Raw genomic sequence first — 19,038 nt, 5'->3', positions numbered from 1 at the left:
ACCGCGTACGCCTCGCCGCCGAGCAAGTGGATGACGCTCCATCAGGTACCTGACGCACCCTCGTCGTTCCTGGCTTCGGCCGGTGACGGTGCTGGTCATGCGGGCCGATTCAGCGTTCTGGGACTTGCTGGTGTTCGAAGGGATAGCCGACGTGGACGTCGAGGCGGTGACCGCTGACTTCGGCACGGTCGACATCGTGGCGAGAGGCGGGGCGGAGGGAGCAGTGTGTCCGGACTGCGGTCGGTTCTCGGACCGCGTGCACGACTCCTACCAGCGCAGGTTGAAGGATCTCCCGCTCGGTGGGCAAGGCGTCGTGATCCTGCTGCGGGTCCGGCGCTTCATCTGCGGCAACGCCAACTGTCCGCGCCGCACCTTCGCCGAGCCGTTCGCGCAATTGACCGCCCCGTACGCGCGGTTCACCCTGCGGTTGAACCGCATGCTGCAGCGCGTCGGGCTCGCGCTGGCAGGACGGGCCGGTGCCCGGCTGGCCGCCCAACTGGGCCTTGGAGCTGGGCGGATGACACTGCTGCGCCGGGTCATGGCGCTGCCGGATCCGCAGTTCACCACGCCGCGGGTGCTCGGCGTGGACGATTTCGCCACCCGCCGAGGCCACTCGTACGCCACCGTGATCACGGACGGCGAACGCCACCGGCCCCTCGACGTCCTGCCGGGACGCGAAGCGGCGCCCTTGGCAGCGTGGCTTGTGGCCCACCCCGGGGTTGAGGTGATCTGCCGTGACCGCGCCGGGGCCTACGCTGAGGGCGCCGCGCTCGGAGCCCCGCACGCACTCCAGGTTGCAGACAGGTACCACTTGCTGCAGAACCTAGGCCAGGGCGTCGAGAAGTGCGTCGCCGCGCACCGCGACTGCCTGCGTTCCATCGCCCTGCAGCCGGACCAGGCCGTCGCCAGCGCGAACGCCGACGGGGCCTTTGCGGTCGATCCCGGCTCACTCGCTTTGCTTTCCGGTCGGCGGGCCGAACGGATGCGCGCCCACCACGCCCTGGTCCACGGCCTGTTGAGCGAGGGGATGGGGCTCCGCGCCATCGCTCGCCACCTGGGCTGGGGGCGGCACACTGTCCAGCGGTACGCGCGCGCCGCCCGCTGGCAGGACATGGTCACCGGACGCAGCTCCCGCACCAGCCGCCTCGACATGCATCAGCCCTACCTGCAACGGCGCATCGATGAAACCGCCGGAAAGATCACCATCATCGAGTTACGCAAAGAGCTCGGAAGCCGCGGTCATCCGGTGCCCTACAGCACCCTGCGAGACTGGGCCCGCAGCCGCCTGCAATGGCCCGATGCGCCCACCCCGGCCGCCGCAGCGCCCTCGGTCCGCACCGTCGTCGGCTGGATCACCCGGCACCCCGACGCCCTCACCGAGGACGAGAACCGGCAGCTCAAGACCGTGCTCGCCGGCTGCCCGGAGCTTGAACAAACCCATGAGCTCGTACGGGACTTCGCCCAAATGCTCACCAAGCGCACCGGTGCTGACTTGCCGGACTGGATCAACACCGCCCGCGCCGCGCAGCTGCCCGGGATCACCGGCTTCGCCCGCGGGCTGACATCCGACCTCGAGGCCGTGATCGCCGGACTGGCCCTGCAATGGAGCTCTGGCGGCACCGAGGGCGCCGTGACACGCGTGAAAAAGATCAAGAGGCAGCTCTACGGCCGAGCCGGATTCGAACTACTCCGCAAGTTGATCCTGCTCCAGTGACCCTCCGCGACCGCTCCCCAAGATCTGGGACAGAGCCCGTTGCACGACGTCAGAGCCACCTGTGAGTGTCATCGAGGGCGCTCCGGTCGTAGTTCTGGGCGCACGCGGGGCATGCCCCGCAGGGTCTGGTGGGTTGACAGTGAGCCAGTAGATTCCCCGCCTACGGCCATAAAGATTCCCCACCGGCCAGTGACGCTCTGTAGCCTATGCCGTGGTCCGGTTACCTGTCCGTGGGGAGTAGCCGTCGTGGCGCGCACATGGTTGTCCATCCGTGTAGAGCTCGTGTCCGGGGGTGGCGCGGATATCTGGCCGCGTCCCGGACGGATCTTCGCGGCCGCACGCTCCCATTCCTTCGCTCAGCTTGCCGAAGCCGTTGACGCTGCGTTCGGTAGGTGGGATCTGTCCCACCTACACCTGTTCACTCTGGCTGGCGGAACCGGAGTCAGCCCGTTGGACTGGTGGGGAGACGAGCCCCGTGATGACACTGTGGACGGCCGCGCCACCAAGCTCAGCAGGTTGGAGGCTGGCGAGCAGTTCGCCTACGTCTTCGACATGGGAGACGCTTGGGCGCATCTGTGCACGGTGGGCGAGAAGCGCATCGACCCTTTGGAGGCTCTCGGCGACACTCCGAGCCGCCCGGCTCCTTACTGGGGTTGGGGCGCGCTTCCCGATCAGTACGGCCGCCGCTGGGATGGTGACGACGGCGAGTCTCCACAGCCCAAACGGCCCGCCGGATGCCTGAGCGACCTGCCTCCAATCCTGCCCTGGTGGGGTGATCAACGCACCCGCTGATCGTCGTGCACTTACAACGGAAACTGGTCACCGGCGTCCAACGAGCAGAACACGGGCATCTGCTGGGCCACCGTCGGGAGCCATGGTCTTGTGGCTCTCGTGCAGTGAGATCGTCGGTCAGGCCGTCAGCTGGAAGGTGTGCTGGTCGGCATGGGCGTAGAGGCGTTCACGTTCTCGTTCGACTGCAGAGAACCCGGGAGACATGCGTCTCTCGACACCGGCATGACCACGCTGCCCGGGCCGCGACGCGGCCCGGAGATCTCGGCAGGGAAAGCAGTTGTCCTCCAGCTGGTTTCCTTGAACGATCTGGGTGTGACCACGTTGTTCCTGACCGTCGGCCTGCCCGGGGCCGGAAAGACCACGAGGGCCCGGCAGCTGGCCAAGGAGCACAACGCGCTGCGGCTGACACCGGACGAGTGGATGATTCCGCTGTTCGGCGAGCCGGAGGCGGACGGGAAGCGCGATGTGCTGGAAGGACGGCTGCTCTGGCTTGGTCTGGAGGCGCTGAGGCTGGGAACCAACGTGGTGCTGGATTTCGGATGCTGGTCCCGTGACGAGAGGTCCGCGATCCGTTGGTTGGTGGAGTCCGTGGGCGCGTCCTGTCACCTTGTGTACGTGCCGGTGGACCATCAGACCCAACGCGCCAGGATTGCCCGTCGCCAGTCGACCACCCCGGATCAGACCTTCCCCATGAGCGAGGCGGACCTCTCGCACTGGAGGACGCTGTTCGAGGAGCCCGACGCCCCGGAACTCGATGGGCATGAGGTCGGCGGTCCGCCTCCGGGGTGGTCGGGTTGGTGGGAGTGGGCCGCCGATCGGTGGCCCTCGTTCGCGTGACTGCCAGCCCGGCCCAGGTGCGGCTCAGCTCCGGGGCCAAGCATGGTGGTTTGCCGGATCGTCGTGTCCAGGGATGGGTTGCCGGGGGCGGCGATGGTTTCGTGGCAGGAGGAGTTGTTTCAAGCTCGGCGAGTCCGCCCAGGCCCGCTGGCGAGCCGTGAACGCACCCCACCTCGTCGCCCTCGTCCGAGCAGGGGCCCACTTCGAACGAGGCGAACTCGTCGAACACCCCGAAGCTCACGCAGCCTGAACTGCCCCACGATCCACAGGATTTGACTACTTCTCCCGCTAGTCCTCCAGAAGTCCTGATGATCTATGAGGACGGTCCTGTTCGAACCTGGCTGCCGAAGCACGTGGTGGAATTGGGCACAGGAGGGAACAGGCAAGGCGGGCCGGTGGAATCGAAGTCACCGTGCGGAGCGATGGCCCCGCCGCGGGTTACCCAAGCGGGTAGGAGCCAGCAATGTCCCAGACGGCGACGGTATTCCGGCACTTCGTCGGCGCCACCGCGGTCGGCGTAGCCCTGGCCGCAACCTCGGGGTGCACGGTTCCCGTCGATGCCGTCGCCGGCATCTCCGTGACCGGCGACGGCCATCTGCTCGGCGTCATGATGGTCTGCGGACATCAGATCGATGGCGCGACCCTCTACGTGGACAGCGCCGATGTCGACAAGACGGTCACGGTCGGTTCATGGACCGCCGACCGCCCCCTCAGGGCAGGTCTCACTACCTGGACCCTCGATTCTCCTGGCGCCGGCTGGACCGCGACCAGATCCCTCGCTCCGCTCACCGTCAAGATCACCTACGCGCTCTACGGCTGGACCAAGGACGACTCGTGGTCATCGAGCAGCGTCTCCTTCGCTCTGGTCGACTGGGACCGGCTCACGCCGGGAAAAGTCCGCTACGACAAGATCTCGGACAACGGCGACGAATCGGCAGGTACCGCCCCCGTAGCGGAGTTCAAAGCCAGGGCCTGCCGGAACACGTAACGCCACGGCGCATCCGGCCAGGCCAGGGCACTCCCGTTGCCGGGAGTTACCCGTTCAACCTCGCTGCCACAAGACACAAGATCACGATGGGCAACTGGAGCAACTATCTGACCCCTACGCACTTCCATTGCGATCTGTGCACTTCAGTCACATCCATCCCTATATTCCTTCACGTCTTTGAAAAATCTTGAACGTTAAGACGGAACCTCTTTGGTATACACACGTAACCTCGCGCACCGATTCCAGGCTCCGCCTGCCGAACAAAAGCGACACTCTACATAAAATCGGCAAGCAACCCAGTTGGCCACACCTTTCATGATTTTACCAATGCTTGACCTAAATGACAGCTTCTCAAGCCCCTCCCCTCCGCGATCTGCATGATCAGCGCGATCGGTTGACCGATCAGATAGCTGATACTGAGAGGGGCTTGACCATGCGTCACAGACCCGTGATCCCGCGTGGGTCACGAGCAAGACGCGTCCAGCGGTCGCGTCGACTGCGGCAGATAGCTCTCGGCGTGGTAATGGCCATGGCTACCGAGGCAACATTGGTGTCGCTGGACACCGGGCTGGCATTCGCGTCGGAAACCGCCACCATCGCATCCGAGACCACACAGACCGGCTCAGACACGGCGTCGGGGCCTGCGCAGGCTCAGGACGAGGCGTCCGCGGTGCTGATGGCCCGGCTGCAGGACCGGAAGATCGAGGTGCTGTCGGCGCGGACGGCCGACTCGACGACGTACGCGTTGCCTAGCGGGGAGCTGGAGACGCAGGCGTACGCGGGGCCGGTGCGGGTCAAGCAGGGCAGTGCGTGGAAGGACATCGACACCTCGCTGTCCGACACAGGCTCGGATCTGACGCCGAAGGCGGCGGCCGCCGACGTCGCGGTCTCCGACGGCGGGGACACGCAGTTGGCGTCGGTGACCAAGGGCGGAGAGTCCTTCGGACTCGGCTGGCAGGACAAACTGCCCACGCCGTTGGTAAAGAACAGCACTGCCTCCTACGACCTGGGCAGCGGCCAGACCCTGTCCGTGACCGCGCTGGCGCAGGGCTTCTCGGAGAACATCGAGCTCACCCAGCGACCGGACGATGACACGCTCTCGTACCGCATCCCGCTGAACCTGGACGGGTTGAAGCTGTCCCAGGCCGACTCGGGGCACCTGCTGCTGAAGAACGGCGACGGGGACCTGGTGGCCGAGGCCCCGGCGCCGATGATGTGGGACGCCTCCAAGGACGAGGCGTCGGGCGAGTCGGCGCACCGGGAGCAGCTCACGACGAAGATCGAGACCGCGTCGGACGGCTCCCAGACCCTGGTGCTCACCCCGGACAAGGACTTCCTGGCCACCGCCACCTACCCGGTGACCGTGGACCCCACCTCGACGCTGGCGGTGACCACCGACACCTGGGTGCAGAACCCGGACTACCCCGACTCCCAGGTCTCCTCGCAGGAGTTGAAGTCGGGCACCTACGACGGCGGCACGGACACGGCGCGCTCGTACCTGAAGTTCGACGTGTCGAAGTTCGCCGGCAAGCACATCACCGCGGCCACGATGTCGCTGTACAACTACTACTCGGCGACCTGCTCCACCTCCGGTGCGGCCACGGTGGCGAAGCGGATCACCTCCTCGTGGTCCTCGTCGTCGATCACCTGGGGCGCGCAGCCGTCGACCACGACCACGGGCATGGCCTCCAACACCGGCCACTGGGGCTACACCGGCTGCGCGGCGAACTGGTCGAACTGGAACCTGCAGTCGATCGTGCAGGCGTGGGCGGACGGCTCGACCAACTACGGCCTGCAGGTCCGCGCCGACAGTGAGAGTGACTCCACCACCTGGCGGCGCTTCCGGTCGGCGAACTACACCACCTCCGGGTACGCGCCGAAGCTGGTGGTGACCTACAACTCGTACGCCACCACCGCCTCGGCCGCCATCTCGCCGAACTTCCCCAATCCGTACAACGGCAAGCTGTACGTGACGTCGCTGACGCCGACTCTGTCGGCCAAGGTCACCGACGCCGACGGCTCCACCGTCAAGGGCCAGTTCGAGGTCACCGCCGACCCCGTGTACGCGGACACCACCTACTCCTACACCGGCACGTCGGCGTCGGTGGCCTCGGGGTCGACGGCGAAGTTGACCATCCCCTCCGCCTCCGCGTTCCCCGCGGCCAAGCACCTGCGCTTTCGGGTGCGCGGCTACGACGGCACGGACTACGGCTCCTGGTCCGGCTACACAACGTTCGCGCTGAACACCGGACTGCCCGCCGCGCCCACCATCACCTGCGCCCCGTACAGCGAGAACACGTGGACGGCGAAGGCGGACAGCGGCGCGACCTGCACGCTGGACACCACCTCGGCCGACGGCATGGGCTACTACTGGGGCCTGGACGACTCCTCCGTGCCGGGCCGGGTCTACGACACCACCGACGGCTCGGGCGGTGACCCGCTGACGATCACGATCAAGCCGGGTGAGGACTGGCACAAGCTGTACGCCAAGACCATCGACTCCGGCGGAAACCTTTCCTCAACGACCACGACCTATGCCTTCGGCGTCGGCGACGGCGCCGGACTGCTCACCCCGGGCGACGGCGACAGTGTTGCCCGCCGGGTCAGCCTGACCTCCACCGGCAAGACCAGCTACACCGGCGTCACCTACCAGTACCGGCGCGGCGAGACCGACGACTGGCACAGTGTCCCGGTCTCCGACGTCACCAAGTCCTCAGACGGCTCGGCCGTCTCTGCCTGGCCGGTCACCGTCACCAGTGGTTCGCCCGCGGCGCTCACCTGGAATGTGACCACGTCGCTGTCGGAGGACGGACCGGTCGATGTCAGGGCCGCCTTCACCGACGGCTCAACGACGGCCTACTCGCAGCCCCACACGATCACCGTGGACCGCAACGCGGGTACCGCCCCGAGCGATGACGTCGGTCCCGGTTCGGTGAATACCCTCACCGGTGACTTCACCCTCTCCGACACGGATGCCTCCGGTTTCGACCTGTCGGTCTCTCGTACTGCCTCTTCCCGCCGCCCGACCGCAGGTGCGGACGCCGAGGGCCAGGTGGCGATCTTCGGTCCGCAGTGGACCTCCGGCACCACCGCCGAAATCACCGACTCCGACTGGGCGTATCTGAAGCAGACCTCGTCCACCTCGGTGGCGCTGGTCGACGTCGACGGTGACCAGACCGGGTTCACGGCGACCTCTTCCGGTGGGTGGAAGCCCGAGCCGGGTTCGGAGGACTTGGCCCTGAGCGGCGGCACCCTCACCAACGGCGTCCTGTCCGGCACGTTGACCCTCACGGACGACGAGGGCACCACCACGGTATTCGCCAAGCCCACGGTGGCGCCCGGTGACCCGGCGCCCACCACCTGGCAGGTCACCACCAGCAAGCTGGCCACAGACAACTCCACCACCACGGTGGTCCCGGAGACCGTCGTTTCCGGCGGCAAGTCGCTGGTCCGCTCCAAGTACATCATTGCTCCTACCTCCGCGGTCAGCGCGTCGACGTGCCAGACCACGCCGTCGGCCAGGGGCTGCCGGATGCTGGAGTTCGTCTACGCCACCTCCACCACCGCCACCAGCTCGGCCTTCGGCAACTACAACGGGCAGGTCCAGCAGATCAAGCAGTGGGCCACCGACCCGGGCGCGTCGGCGGCGACCGCCACAGTGGTGGCGCAGTACGCCTACGACGACTCCGGCCGCCTGCGCCAGGAGTGGGACCCGCGCATCAGCCCCGAGCTGAAGACGGCGTACACCTACGACTCCGCCGGACGGGTCGCCACCATGACCCCGCCGGGCGAGCTGGCCTGGACGTTCACTTACGGCAAGGCGGGCAGTGCCGCCACCGCGGGTTCGGGGATGCTGCTGTCGGCCTCCCGGCCGAACCTGACGGCGGGAACGAAGAGCACAACCGACGGCACGACGGCCACCACCAGCGTGGTCTACGACGTGCCGCTGAGCGGTAGCAAGGCGCCCAACGCCATGGGCACCTCGGACGTGGTTGCCTGGGGCCAGAGCGACGTGCCGACGGATGCCACCGCGGTCTTCCCCGCGGACTCGGTACCGGCATCCAACACCGGAAGTGACCTGGCGGCCTCCGACTACAAGCGGGCGACCGTCACCTACACCGACGCCTCCGGGCGTGAGGTCAACACCGCTTCGCCGGGCGGCCACATCACCACCACCGAGTACGACCGTTTTGGTAACACTGTCCGTGAACTCACCTCCGGGAACCGGGAGTTGGCGCTGGCCACCTCCGGTGACGGGCTGGCGGAGCAGGTTGCGCTGAGCATCGACCAGATGACGGCCGCCGACCGGGCGGAGCTGCTGTCGACCCGCTCGGTGTACTCCTCCGACGGTCTGCGGGAGACGGACGAGTACGGCCCGCTGCACCAGGTGACCCTCGCCTCCTCGCTGAAGGCGGGCACCGGCGGCACGGACCTGCCGGCGGGCACCCAGGTCCCGGCGCGTCGGCACACCGTGAACACCTACGACGAGGGGCGTCCGACCGACGGCACGGCCACCGTCGCCAACCAGGTGACCACCACCAAGGTGGGCGCGTACGTGGACGGCTACCCGTCCGACGCGGACGTGCGCACCACGGCCACCGAGTACGACTGGGTCAAGGGCCTGCCCACGGCCACGATCAGCGATCCGTCCGGGCTGGCGCTGAAGACCAAGACCTCGTACGACTCCCAGGGCCGGATCATCAAGACCGCCCTGCCGAAGTCGTCCGGCACGGACGCCGGGGCCACGGTGACCACGTACTACTCGGCCACCGGCACCGGCGCCTGCAACGGCAAGCCGGAGTGGGCCGACCTAGTCTGCTCCACCGGACCGGCCGGCACCATCACCGACGGCGGCTCCAACCCGAGCGAACTACCCACCAAGGCCATCGAGTACGACCGGTGGGGCAACACGGCCAAGACGACGGAGACCGCGAACTCGGTCACTCGCACCACCACCAACACCTACGACGACGCGGGCCGTATCAAGAGCACGGCCGTCAGCGGCGGGGTGGGCACCGCGGTGCCGGACACCACGACCACGTACGACGCCGACAGCGGTGACGTGGCCACGGTCACCTCGAACGGGCAGACCATCACCCACACCTACGACCAGCTCGGACGGGAGATCTCCTACAACGACGGCGCGGGCAACACGGCCGCCACGCAGTTCGACGCGCTCGGCCGCGTGATCAAGACCACCGACTCTGCCCCGTCCACCACCACCTATACCTACGACACGTCCAAAGACCCGCGCGGCCTGGAAACCTCCCGCACCGACTCGGTGGCCGGCGCCTTCGCCGCGACCTACGACGCGGACGGCGAAGTGGCCACCGAGTCCCTCCCCGGCGGCTACACCCTGACGGTCAGCCAGGACGAGACCGGAGCGGAGACGTCCCGGGTCTACACCCGCGACAGCGACGGGAGCGTCGTCGCCTCCGACACCACGGACGAGAGCGTCCACGGCCAGGTCGTGGGCGATGCCGACACCGCGGGCCAGAGCCGCAGCCGCGCCTACACCTACGACGCGGCCGCACGTCTCACGAGGGCCGACGATACCGACCCGGACGGCGCCTGCACCCGTCGCGACTACACCCTCGACGACAACACCAACCGCAGCGCCCTGGCCACCTCGACCAGCGACGTCGGCGCGGCCTGCACCAGCACAGGCGCCACCACCACGTCGAACTCCTACGACAGCGCCGACCGGCTGGTCACCTCCGGCACGGTCTACGACGCCCTCGGCCGCACCACCACCCAGGCATCCGGCGCGAGCGTCGGCTACTACGCCAACGACCTCGTCCGCCAGCAGACCTCCGGCACCAGCCGGCAGACCTGGAGCCTGGACGCGGCCGGCCGCCTCGCCGCCTGGACCACCGAAACCCAGGGCAGCGACGGCACCTGGACCCAGACCGGATCCAAGACCAACCACTACGGCTCCGACGGCGACAGCCCGGACTGGATCCAGGAGACCAGTGGCACCATCAGCCGCAACGTCCAGGGCATCGGTTCGGACCTCGGCGCCGTGACCAGCGCCACCGGCAACACCGTCCTGGAGCTGACCGACATCCACGGCAGTGTGACCATCCAACTCCCCTTGGATACAACCCAGTCGCCGACCGCACTCGCTTTCGATGAGTACGGAGTCCCGGAGGGGGACACCACATCGGTCCGCTACGGCTGGCTCGGTGGCAAGCTGCGCTCCGGTGAAACCGTCACGGGCGCCACCCTCATGGGAGTCCGCCTGTACGACTCCACGGCCGGCCGCTTCCTCTCCGTGGACCCCGTCCCGGGCGGCAACGCCACCGCCTATGACTACTGCTCCGCTGATCCGGTCAATTGCTACGATTTGGACGGACGATGGGGCTGGTGGGGGAAGATCAAGCACGCGCTGGGCTGCACGCATACAAAGTGTCTCTTCTTCAACAAGAGCAACCGGCACTTGGTGATGCGTGACGGGCGTCCCGGACTCCACTTCCGCAACCATTACATTCGCTTCGAACACGACAAGCACAGCGGATGGCACCTCAACGTAGGTAAACGGCACTACCTCGCCCGCAACGCGTTCCGCTGGGCGGCCAGATGGGGCAGCCGGTTCGCCCGAGGCGTGGGACGCTGGGGAGTTCCGATATTTGCCACCCCGGTGTTCAGATACCGGTACCCGTGCTACCCGAGAAGGGTTTGCCCGCCGGCTTAGCCCAAGTCTGGGCCCCTGCCACCGCTCAGGCGGCAGGGGCCCAGCCCGGAGAGAATGGAAACCGCGCCATGCGCTATGTCTCCGCGGCGACCCCGCACGACATGGAAATCTTCCTCTCGGAAATCGCTGCTGAATTCTCAAGAGTCGGGGCCCAGGTCTACATCGACCTCTACACCGATGAATCAATCATTGACGAACAGGCCAGACAGGCTCTTCAGCAGCTGTCTGAGATTGCCACCCGGAACCAGGAGAAACCCCACCGGTGGCGCCTGATCAAGCGGCATGATCCTCTGATGGGTGTGGAACTCGATCTGACGCGCAATGAGCATGTCGCTTACTTCTCGCGTCTAGCCCACCGGGTGATCAACACCGAAGTCTGGCACGCAGATCGTCAGCTGTTCGGAACGATCGAGTCTTACGTGCGAGTCTGGGTGGACTTGCCCGACGAGGCCCTCCAACGTGCCCTCGCGGCGGCAAGAACTAACGGGGCTTCCTTGACCGCAGAACCACAGCTCTGATGAGACGGCCTATGGTGCGGCACCACGAATGGTCCCGCACCATAGGCACAGCGTGCGAAATCGAAGGCCGCCGCTGCTGTCGAGGTGTCCGTTGTCTCTTGGCCCGTCCGGCCCGGCGGTCTCAGCGCACGAGTCGGTAGCCGGTCACCAGCTCGGCTCGGATGAGGACCACGTGCTCCATCTCCGTGTTGATCCACGGCGTGAGCTCGGCGTGATAACGGGAGAGCACCTGTGGTTCCGTCACGCGGCTCGCGGTGCCGGTGACCATCACGCTCCAGCCGGTGTGCGTGTCCTCGTCGATCCGGTCGGCCTCGTACACCACCACTTCCGACGCCGATGCGGTGGCCAGCAGCGCGGCCCCGGCGTGCGTACGGATGACGATGTCGCCGTCGTCGGTCACGACGTGGTTGACCGGCCGGATCACGGGCAGGGCCTGGTGGGTGAAGCCCACGCGTCCCATGGACACACCGGCCAGGAGCTTGAGGGACTGCTCCCGGTCCAGTTCGATCATCCGGGCACCCGGAGCGGAGGCAGAGGGCTGAGCGGTCACGACGGCTCCCCGCAGACGGCCTGGTGCGCGGCCCCCGAGGGCCAGAGCACCTCGACATCGACGCCGTGGCTGCGGGCGTAGGCCACCAGGTGGGCCGTCGCGTCCCGGCCGGTGGACGGCGAGCCGTCCCACACCGCCAGCACGCGGGCGCAACTGCGCAGCAGGCTCTCGTCCGCGGCCACGCAGGCACCGCGGTCGCCGGGGTCGTATTCCACTAGCCGCACCTGCTCCGACAGCAACAGCAGTTCCCCGGCCGCCTTCCGGTCGGGCTCGGTGAGCTGCGCGGGCACGCCGTTGTACGACGGCAGTACCGTCACCAGCGCCAGCCCCGCCGTGCGGGCGGCCCGCCCGAACGCCACCGGCAGCCCCTTCCCCGCGCGGACCAGGCCCGCCCTGCCCGCTTTGGCGAAGCCGGCCAGCCGGGAACGCAGCTCCTCTTCCAGCAGCGCGAGCGTCGGCGCGCTGAGATCGGGATGTCCCACAACAGCGATCAACCCCGGCTGTCCTTTCTCCCCACGAGCGTGCTTGATCATCTCCAGGCACGGAAACGTGCACCAGGGCCGACCGGGGTCCGGGCAGGGGGCCGTTTGGCCCTTGCGCAACCCGGATCCCGTCGCTCGGGGCGCTGCCGTGCTGGGCTACTTGTTCGCGTGCTCGCCGAGGCAGAACAACAGCCACATGAACCCGGCGAACGGGTGCGTGCCGAAGATGTAGAAGCCGGCGCGCAGCGCGACACCGCGCTCCTTCTGGCTCTCCGCGTCCTGGGGCTTGCCGTTCCTGGCGTCGCTGACCGTGTCAGCTCTCTATCTCTGTCCGGCTCGCGCCTACTGGGGGATCTCGAACCGGACGAGGACGACCTTGCCGTCGTGGTCGACGGCCGGCTCTGCGCTGAGCTCTCCGTCGTAGTCGGCGGCCAGTTCGGCCACCATCCGTAGTCCGGCGCCCATGCCTTCGAGGGTGAGATCTGGCAGACGCGGCTCGGTGTCCGCGACGCTGACGACCAGCGTGTCACCGGCGACAGTCATCCCCACGTCCGCGAACGGCGAGTGCGCCGCGTGCCGCAGCACGTTGGTGACCAGCTCGCTGACCACCAGCAGCACCGCGTCCGCGAAGGCGGAGTCCGGGGCGACACCGGCCTGGGCGAAGTACCCGGCCACACTCTCGCGGGCCTCCCGTACTGCGTCGGGCCCCACCCGCACCGAGGCGACGTGCCGCCGCACCGGCGGCCGGACGTGCTCGACGTGCGCGGCGGGCTGGCGGCGGTGCCACGGCATCCGGAAGCGGCGGGCGTCGCCGGTCACCGGGCCAGCTCCGTTCCGCGCAGCTCGGCCAGCAGGTCCTGGCGCCCGGCCGGCAGCATGGACAGGATCCGCCGGGCCGCGGCGAGCAGCTCTGCGACGTCGCCGTCGGCCGGCTCGTAGATGACTGTCGACCCGGTGCGGGTGGCGGTGACGATCCCGGAGCGGCGCAGCGCCGCCAGCTGCTGCGAGAGGTTCGACGGCTCGACCTCGATGGCCGCCAGCAGGTCGCGCACCGACATCGGCCCGTCCTGCAGCAGCTCCAGCACCCGGATGCGCACGGGATGGCCGGGCATACGGAAGAACGCGGCCTTCGCCTCGTACAGCGGAACCGGCATCCCGGTCACCCCTCGTCCGCCGCGTCCGCGCCGGCATCGATGCCGTGCCGGCCCGCCACGCGCAGCGCGTCGTCCAGCTCGTCCTGCGCTTTGGCCACCTCGTAGGCGTCCTCGTCCTTTAGGGCCACCGACAGTGCGGCACGCGCCGCGCGTACCCGCTCCAGTACGGCCTCGGTGAACCCACCCACCGAGGACCACCTCCCCCATGATTTGTCCGACATGGCAACTAGCGAATTGAGAAACTCTTCAAGCCTAGTGGGCGGGAGGCTGCCTGAACTCCTGCGACCAGCGGCACGCCCCATCGTGCGCGGGCGGACTCCGGCCGGGTGACCCCGGCGCCGGAATTGCCCCTGTCCACCGTTGGCGGCCGGGTCTAGTCTCCACAAGTGGAACCGGGGACACCGGCACGGCGGACAGGAAGCACCCGAACCATGCGCCAGGGCGGTCCCACGGTTCCGGTGTCCGCCCCTGCGGCGAGCGTGGCCCGCCGGGATGACTCCCACCCACCCCGGCCGCCGGCGGGGGCGGAGGGGCGCGGGACGCCCGGCCGTCAGGCCGTTCGCCCGCGTCCTGCGGTCGCCGCCGTTGACGCCGACCTACTCCGGCGGCGACCGCACCCACCACGCTCCCCCACCGCCGCGCGCCGGCTCGCGCGGGAGCACTGAAACGTTTCCGGTACCACACTTGAACTGGGTGCCTACGACGCTGTCAGCACCCGTCAGGGGGTGTCGAGGGATGCCCGGGACACAGCGTACAAAGGTCGGGCTGTGGCGGTGGCGACGCAATCCGCTCCGGCGCGGCAGCGACCTCGCCGAAGCCTGGATCCTCCTGGCCCTGACAGGCGCCCTGCTCGCGGGAGTAGCCGCGGCGGACGGCGTACAGCGGGTGCTCGACCGGCAGCACGTCGAACGGCACCCCGTGTCGGCCTCGCTCGTCGAAGACGCGGCCGGTGTGCACGCCACATCGACCGCATACGGGGACCGAGTGTGGGCCACCGTGCGCTGGCGGGCGCCGGACGGCTCGGCACGCACGGGCCAGGCCAGGGTGCCGGTCGACGCCCCGGCCGGGGCCCGGGTCATGGTGTGGACGGACGAGCGTGGCGCCCTGACATCGAAGCCGGCGTCGCGTGGGGAGGTGGCAGTACAGGCGGCCATGGTGGGTTCCCTGGCTGCGGTGGGCGCGGGTGGCGTGGTCCTGGCCGGGGCCCGCCTCGCGCGCGGGTGCCTGGACCGGCGGCGGATGCGGCAATGGGACGTGGAGTGGGAGCGGGTCGACACGCGCCGGGGCGGGAAGACCGGTTGACCACAGAATCGTCCGTCCGGCGCGTCGCCCGATGGCACGGTTGCGCTCGACGATGGCGCGGCCCCAGCTCGGCGACTGTCGATCCGATGCGGCGCCTGTGCTCCTTGAGTGGAAAGATCGGCGCCATGGGCACCGATAAGGGCTGGGTGTACCGGGTCGACGAGCCGCACGGCTCGCAGGGCTGGCACCCCTACGGCAGCCCTCCCGAGCGGTGGCGGGGGACCATCATCACCGACGATCCCAAACAGGCCGCCGAGTACGTCGCCGCCCTCGTCGTCACCGACCTGGTGACCGAGTGGGAGGTGCGCGGCACCGGACAGAGGCACGTGCGCGTGATCGTCTGGGAGGACAAGGCAGGTGACGGCCCCGAGGGTGCGGCCTTCACCGTGGAGATCCAACCCGACATCGATGCAGAGTGACCGATCCTGCCGCGGAGACAGGCTTTGCGCTCTTCGGCTCCGCGGAGCGCAAGCGCAGCAACGCCTTCACGCCGCGGTCGGGCTCGCGCGAAGGCTGCGAGGGCAAAACAGTCCCCGGTAGTGCTGCGCGTGTCTTGAAGCTTCAGTCGTCACTGTTGCCTCGGTGTCGCGCCGGCTTGCCGGGGGCCTGAACCACATCCTGTCCAAGCCACTCCGCCGACTAGACGTCCTGACCGGTTTTGCGGCTCTTTCAGTGTTGTGGTCTAGTAATCACTTTCCATGGAATATGCGCCGAGTCAATAGTTTTTAGGTAAATTCTTCAGCATCCAGTGAGTGAAGGCAGAGGCTTCTCTCGGCCAGAGCTCACAGACCAAGGCGCACGGACTACCGAACCAGGCCGCGGCCAAGAGGCGTAGCGACGAAGCAGACCACCAAGAAGATCACGGCGAAGAAAGCGGCCACGAAGAGGACAAGCCGCCTCCACGCAGCGCGTCGCCGCTGTGCGCCAGGGCGGAGATGGTCCCGAAGCCACGATGAAGGGGCCGAGAGAGGGATGCCCGATCAAGGGGGTACGTCTCCGGTGGCCCGTTCCTCGCTCGCCCGGCAGGCGGGGCACAGCGGGCTCTCTGGGGCGCCGCGAGCGTGCGGTTCGAGTGCATGCAGCTCAGAAGCGGTCAGCACGACCGTAGCGGGCGCAACACCTGTGGTGCACGAAGGCAGGTGGCGATTCACTCGGACAGTGATCGTCCGTCGTTGAGGCGGTCATGGATGGCCTGCCGCTCGGATTCCTCGCGCTCCAGCACCCACCCTGGACGAGAGTGCCATGGCTGGCCTCGATTGCCTCGCGCACACGAGGGCGGGGCCCTCCTCTGCTATTCGCCGATAAGCATTGCGGCTGACACCGTGTTACGAGCACGATGTGGCGGCGAACCGGCTGCGACGCCGCGCTAATCGATCTTGCTCATCAATCGGTCGGCCGGCGCCTGGTGACCGTGAGTCCGGAACGGTCCGCCGAAGCCCCTCGCTTCAGATAGACGACCTACCTGACGTGCGGTTCAAAAGGCTGAGCCCTAGCTGGGTGGGGCTGTGCAGCGCCGTGTTGCGGTGCCGCGTGGTGGTGATGAGCCCGGATTCGCGCAGGACGGTGGCGTGTTCGCTGGCGCTGGAAGGGGCCAGCCCGGTGAAGGCGGCGAGTTCCTTCGTTGTGCACCCCGGGCGCTCGGCAACGGTGGTCAGTACAGCCGCTCGGGTGTGGCCGAGCAGTAGGGCGACCGGCGCGCTGCCTCGGATGGGGGCGGCTTTGGGAACGAAGGCGGTCAGCCGGAGCAGCGGCTGGTCGTAACGTGCTGGGTAGGTGACAACGGGCTGGGGATCGGCGTCGTAGTAGAGGGCAGGCCGCGTGATCATGACTGAGGGCACGAGCAGCAGGCCTCGGCCCTCCAGGTGCAGGTTGTATTCGTGGTTGTCACCGCGGGTGGGGATTTCCAGGACCGGGAGTTTCCAGCGCATACGGTGCGGATTGGCTTGGCTGAGCAGTTGCTCCATGCCTCCGTGCAGCAGCTGGCGCATACGCGCTGACCGGTCGGCTGTGAAGGCGTCGGCTATCTCTGGCCAGTAGGGACTGAGCAGAACCTCGTAGAGGTCGCCGAGACCATCGCAAAGACGGGCAAGGAAAGCTGCGTCGGTGAGGTGGCCCGTCAAAGACGGGACTGAAGAGGGCCGGTGCTGAGGGAGGATCGTGTCCAGTGCCGTCCGTATCCGGCTGGCCGGTGTGGCGCGCACCTGCTCGATGAGTTCCTCTGGTGAACCGACCTGTGGCGAACCGATGAACGTGGGGGACCAACCCACAGACGGGATGAAATCCAGTGCCAGGCGTGCCCCGGGAGACAGTTGCGCCAGGGAATGCCTTCGCCAGCCGTTCAACCGGGCCGGTTCGCTTCGGTCTTGCAAGGTGCGTGCGGCCGCCTTCAGCTCCACGAGCGGCATGGGCGCTGCGGCCACCTTCGTACGCGCCAAGTCCTCGGCTGTGAAGTGAATGCGAAAGACCATGGTCCCCCTCGGCAAGGCGTACGCAGCAGTGATGATCGTTCCGCTTTGTCCTTGTTCGGTCCAGACCGAATCACGTCGATCCAGTCCGCGGCGAGGCACCAGGCTGTAACTACTCCCGGTCAGGCAGATCCGGGAGAGGGGGGAAGCGGGGGGAGTGTGCGCCCCGGGCTGTTGGCCCGGGGCGCACGGACAGCTGGTCCCCCGCCTCCGGACCGCGCACAGACCTGTCCGAGGCACGGGCGAGACCGACTCGGCCTCGGTATCGCAACAGACCGCGTAGACGTACCACCACGGAAGGGCACCCTTAATATGCGAGTTCTTGCAGTCTTGGCGGCCACCGCGATCGCGGCTGGTGCAATGGTCGGCTCTGCGGGATCAGCCACCGCGGACGCGAACGGCGCCGAATCCGTGCGACCGACAGGAACACACTGGTATATGACGCCGAATCCCGGCAACGACTGTGCTCTCAATATCCGCAGCTCGGCGAGCACCAGCGGCACCATCGTCGGACACCTGTCGAGTTGCAGCCAGGGCGCCTGGTGTTGGTACCAGAAGTCCGACTGCGGCTCGACGGTCACGGCCGGCTGGTACACCTGCAATTACGCAGACGGGAGCAGCGGGCTGCGTAGCAATGCGTGGGTGCGCGTGGCCGATAAAGACGGCAAGCTCGCCTACGTGGCCAGGTGGTGCGGTTTCGCTCAGCAACGCTGACGGTTGTACCGTACGGCCGGTCGGCACCTTCGCCCCGGCTCAAAGGCGGGCGTCAGGGTTGACGCCGACGGCCGCGTGGTGGGCGGCGAGGGGGTCTTCGTCGCCGCCGGCGAAGAGGGCTTGGGTCTCGTCGTTCGGCCATGATTCAAGGCCACGTACGGGGCTCCGTGCCCGCGACAGTGCTCGGCCAGCAGCGTCAGGTCCACCTGCACGGCCACGGGACCGTCCGCGCAGAGCAAGCGCCGGTCAGCTCCAACAGTTCGTCACGGCGGGCGTGCAGGCACGCGTAGAAGTCGTCCCGAAAGTGTGACGCCGAAGCGAACACTTCCCTCTGGACATCCTGATACAGCAGACTCACCGCCGACGGCGGTCTTGGGGCTGGTGAAACTCGCGCTCTGGTCAGCACGAAGGATCACGCCAAGACCGCCGTCCGCCTATGCCGAACTCCCTGGTGAGTGAACCCGTTCGGGGCGTTGCTTGAGGGCATGCGGACACAACGCCGAAATCACACAGGTACGCATACGGAAGCGGTGGCTGCCGTGGGGCCTTCTTGGAGAGACTCCTGAGCATGCCTGACAACTCGCTGTTCATCGCTGGCCTTACTGGTGTGACGGCGATCTCGGCCAGCTCGCTGGCGAGCTGGCTGACCAGCAGGGGCAACGCCCACGCTGCTCGGATCCAGGTCGATGCCACCACTGAGGCACAGCGCCGCGAAGGTATCCGTCAGACTCGGGAGAAATCGTCAAGACCTGTGGATCAAGTCAGTTGGGCTGGTCCCGGTGTCGCAGCTGACGGCTTGCTGCGTTTCGGACGCGGCGGGTTCGTCCG

At 67.8% G+C, this 19,038-nt stretch carries 15 protein-coding genes and 3 pseudogenes; 11 read left to right on the top strand and 7 right to left on the bottom strand.

The features are described from left to right. Positions 1-82: 82 nt before the first annotated feature. The 7 genes and pseudogenes from ACFY10_RS53425 (at position 83) to ACFY10_RS53395 (ending at position 11,543) form a co-directional block, all read left to right on the top strand. Positions 83-1,714: an ISL3 family transposase gene (locus tag ACFY10_RS53425; protein ID WP_390672698.1), complete on the top strand. Its 1,632-nt coding sequence runs from the start codon at positions 83-85 to the stop codon at positions 1,712-1,714. Positions 1,715-1,960: 246 nt separating this feature from the next. Next, positions 1,961-2,506: a hypothetical protein gene (locus ACFY10_RS53420; RefSeq protein WP_390672697.1), complete on the top strand. Its 546-nt coding sequence runs from the start codon at positions 1,961-1,963 to the stop codon at positions 2,504-2,506. 312 nt (positions 2,507-2,818) lie between these two features. After that, the gene (locus ACFY10_RS53415; RefSeq protein WP_390672727.1) at positions 2,819-3,343 is read left to right on the top strand and encodes an AAA family ATPase; all 525 of its coding nucleotides are present in this window, start codon (positions 2,819-2,821) and stop codon (positions 3,341-3,343) included. Between the two features lie 121 nt (positions 3,344-3,464). Then, positions 3,465-3,593: pseudogene (locus ACFY10_RS53410) on the top strand (IS256 family transposase); the annotation flags it as partial. Positions 3,594-3,806: 213 nt separating this feature from the next. Beyond that, positions 3,807-4,331, top strand: coding sequence for a hypothetical protein (locus ACFY10_RS53405; protein WP_390672696.1), 525 nt, complete (start codon positions 3,807-3,809; stop codon positions 4,329-4,331). Between the two features lie 529 nt (positions 4,332-4,860). Continuing rightward, complete coding sequence (locus ACFY10_RS53400; protein ID WP_390672695.1) at positions 4,861-11,025, top strand: DNRLRE domain-containing protein; 6,165 nt, start codon at positions 4,861-4,863, stop codon at positions 11,023-11,025. 68 nt (positions 11,026-11,093) lie between these two features. After that, positions 11,094-11,543, top strand: coding sequence for a hypothetical protein (locus tag ACFY10_RS53395; protein ID WP_390672694.1), 450 nt, complete (start codon positions 11,094-11,096; stop codon positions 11,541-11,543). Positions 11,544-11,664: 121 nt separating this feature from the next. On the opposite strand, the gene ACFY10_RS53390 is transcribed toward ACFY10_RS53395, so the two are convergent. The 6 genes and pseudogenes from ACFY10_RS53390 to ACFY10_RS53365 form a co-directional block, all read right to left on the bottom strand. Beyond that, complete coding sequence (locus tag ACFY10_RS53390; protein ID WP_390672693.1) at positions 11,665-12,093, bottom strand: pyridoxamine 5'-phosphate oxidase family protein; 429 nt, start codon at positions 12,091-12,093, stop codon at positions 11,665-11,667. After that, on the bottom strand, positions 12,090-12,587 hold the full coding sequence (locus tag ACFY10_RS53385) for a hypothetical protein (RefSeq protein WP_390672692.1): 498 nt from the start codon (positions 12,585-12,587) through the stop codon (positions 12,090-12,092). Before ACFY10_RS53385 ends, ACFY10_RS53390 begins: the two co-directional genes overlap by 4 nt. 144 nt (positions 12,588-12,731) lie before the next feature. Then, a pseudogene (locus ACFY10_RS53380) lies at positions 12,732-12,845 on the bottom strand (DUF6126 family protein); the annotation flags it as partial. Positions 12,846-12,917: 72 nt separating this feature from the next. Further along, positions 12,918-13,394 (bottom strand): ATP-binding protein, encoded by a 477-nt coding sequence (locus ACFY10_RS53375; protein WP_390672691.1) that lies wholly within the window; start codon positions 13,392-13,394, stop codon positions 12,918-12,920. Continuing rightward, on the bottom strand, positions 13,391-13,729 hold the full coding sequence (locus tag ACFY10_RS53370) for an ArsR/SmtB family transcription factor (RefSeq protein ID WP_390672690.1): 339 nt from the start codon (positions 13,727-13,729) through the stop codon (positions 13,391-13,393). The genes ACFY10_RS53375 and ACFY10_RS53370 overlap by 4 nt, the downstream gene beginning before the upstream one ends. Before the next feature lie 5 nt (positions 13,730-13,734). Next, a complete protein-coding gene (locus ACFY10_RS53365) occupies positions 13,735-13,917 on the bottom strand; it encodes a hypothetical protein (protein WP_390672689.1) in 183 nt (60 codons plus the stop codon). A 547-nt stretch (positions 13,918-14,464) separates the two neighbouring features. Here ACFY10_RS53365 and ACFY10_RS53360 point away from each other — a divergent pair. Both ACFY10_RS53360 and ACFY10_RS53355 read left to right on the top strand, forming a co-directional pair. Further along, positions 14,465-15,031, top strand: coding sequence for a hypothetical protein (locus tag ACFY10_RS53360; RefSeq protein WP_390672688.1), 567 nt, complete (start codon positions 14,465-14,467; stop codon positions 15,029-15,031). Positions 15,032-15,156: 125 nt separating this feature from the next. Continuing rightward, positions 15,157-15,450 carry a hypothetical protein gene (locus ACFY10_RS53355; RefSeq protein ID WP_390672687.1) on the top strand — a complete coding sequence of 98 codons (294 nt, stop codon included), beginning with the start codon at positions 15,157-15,159 and terminating at the stop codon, positions 15,448-15,450. Between the two features lie 1,026 nt (positions 15,451-16,476). On the opposite strand, the gene ACFY10_RS53350 is transcribed toward ACFY10_RS53355, so the two are convergent. After that, positions 16,477-17,436 carry an ArsR/SmtB family transcription factor gene (locus ACFY10_RS53350; protein ID WP_390672686.1) on the bottom strand — a complete coding sequence of 320 codons (960 nt, stop codon included), beginning with the start codon at positions 17,434-17,436 and terminating at the stop codon, positions 16,477-16,479. A gap of 498 nt (positions 17,437-17,934) precedes the next feature. Here ACFY10_RS53350 and ACFY10_RS53345 point away from each other — a divergent pair, with 498 nt between their 5' ends. After that, on the top strand, positions 17,935-18,210 hold the full coding sequence (locus ACFY10_RS53345; protein ID WP_390672685.1) for a hypothetical protein: 276 nt from the start codon (positions 17,935-17,937) through the stop codon (positions 18,208-18,210). A 568-nt stretch (positions 18,211-18,778) separates the two neighbouring features. Then, positions 18,779-19,038: pseudogene (locus ACFY10_RS53340) on the top strand (hypothetical protein); the annotation flags it as partial.

The organism is Streptomyces sp. NPDC001401 (assembly GCF_042895385.1).
Taxonomy (GTDB): Bacteria; Actinomycetota; Actinomycetes; order Streptomycetales; family Streptomycetaceae; genus Streptomyces.
The sequence above is the reverse complement of the archived record's forward strand: the minus strand, read 5'-3'. Positions and strand labels throughout refer to the sequence as shown.

Excerpts from the sequence above, each read along its gene's own strand:
- ACFY10_RS53350 (WP_390672686.1), bottom strand. The coding sequence starts at position 17,436 with ATGCCGCTCGTGGAGCTGAAGGCGGCCGCACGCACCTTGCAAGACCGA.
- ACFY10_RS53360 (WP_390672688.1), top strand. The coding sequence starts at position 14,465 with ATGCCCGGGACACAGCGTACAAAGGTCGGGCTGTGGCGGTGGCGACGC.
- ACFY10_RS53400 (WP_390672695.1), top strand. The coding sequence starts at position 4,861 with ATGGCTACCGAGGCAACATTGGTGTCGCTGGACACCGGGCTGGCATTC.
- ACFY10_RS53395 (WP_390672694.1), top strand. The coding sequence starts at position 11,094 with ATGCGCTATGTCTCCGCGGCGACCCCGCACGACATGGAAATCTTCCTC.
- ACFY10_RS53405 (WP_390672696.1), top strand. The coding sequence starts at position 3,807 with ATGTCCCAGACGGCGACGGTATTCCGGCACTTCGTCGGCGCCACCGCG.
- ACFY10_RS53345 (WP_390672685.1), top strand. The coding sequence starts at position 17,935 with ATGACGCCGAATCCCGGCAACGACTGTGCTCTCAATATCCGCAGCTCG.
- ACFY10_RS53370 (WP_390672690.1), bottom strand. The coding sequence starts at position 13,729 with ATGCCGGTTCCGCTGTACGAGGCGAAGGCCGCGTTCTTCCGTATGCCC.
- ACFY10_RS53355 (WP_390672687.1), top strand. The coding sequence starts at position 15,157 with ATGGGCACCGATAAGGGCTGGGTGTACCGGGTCGACGAGCCGCACGGC.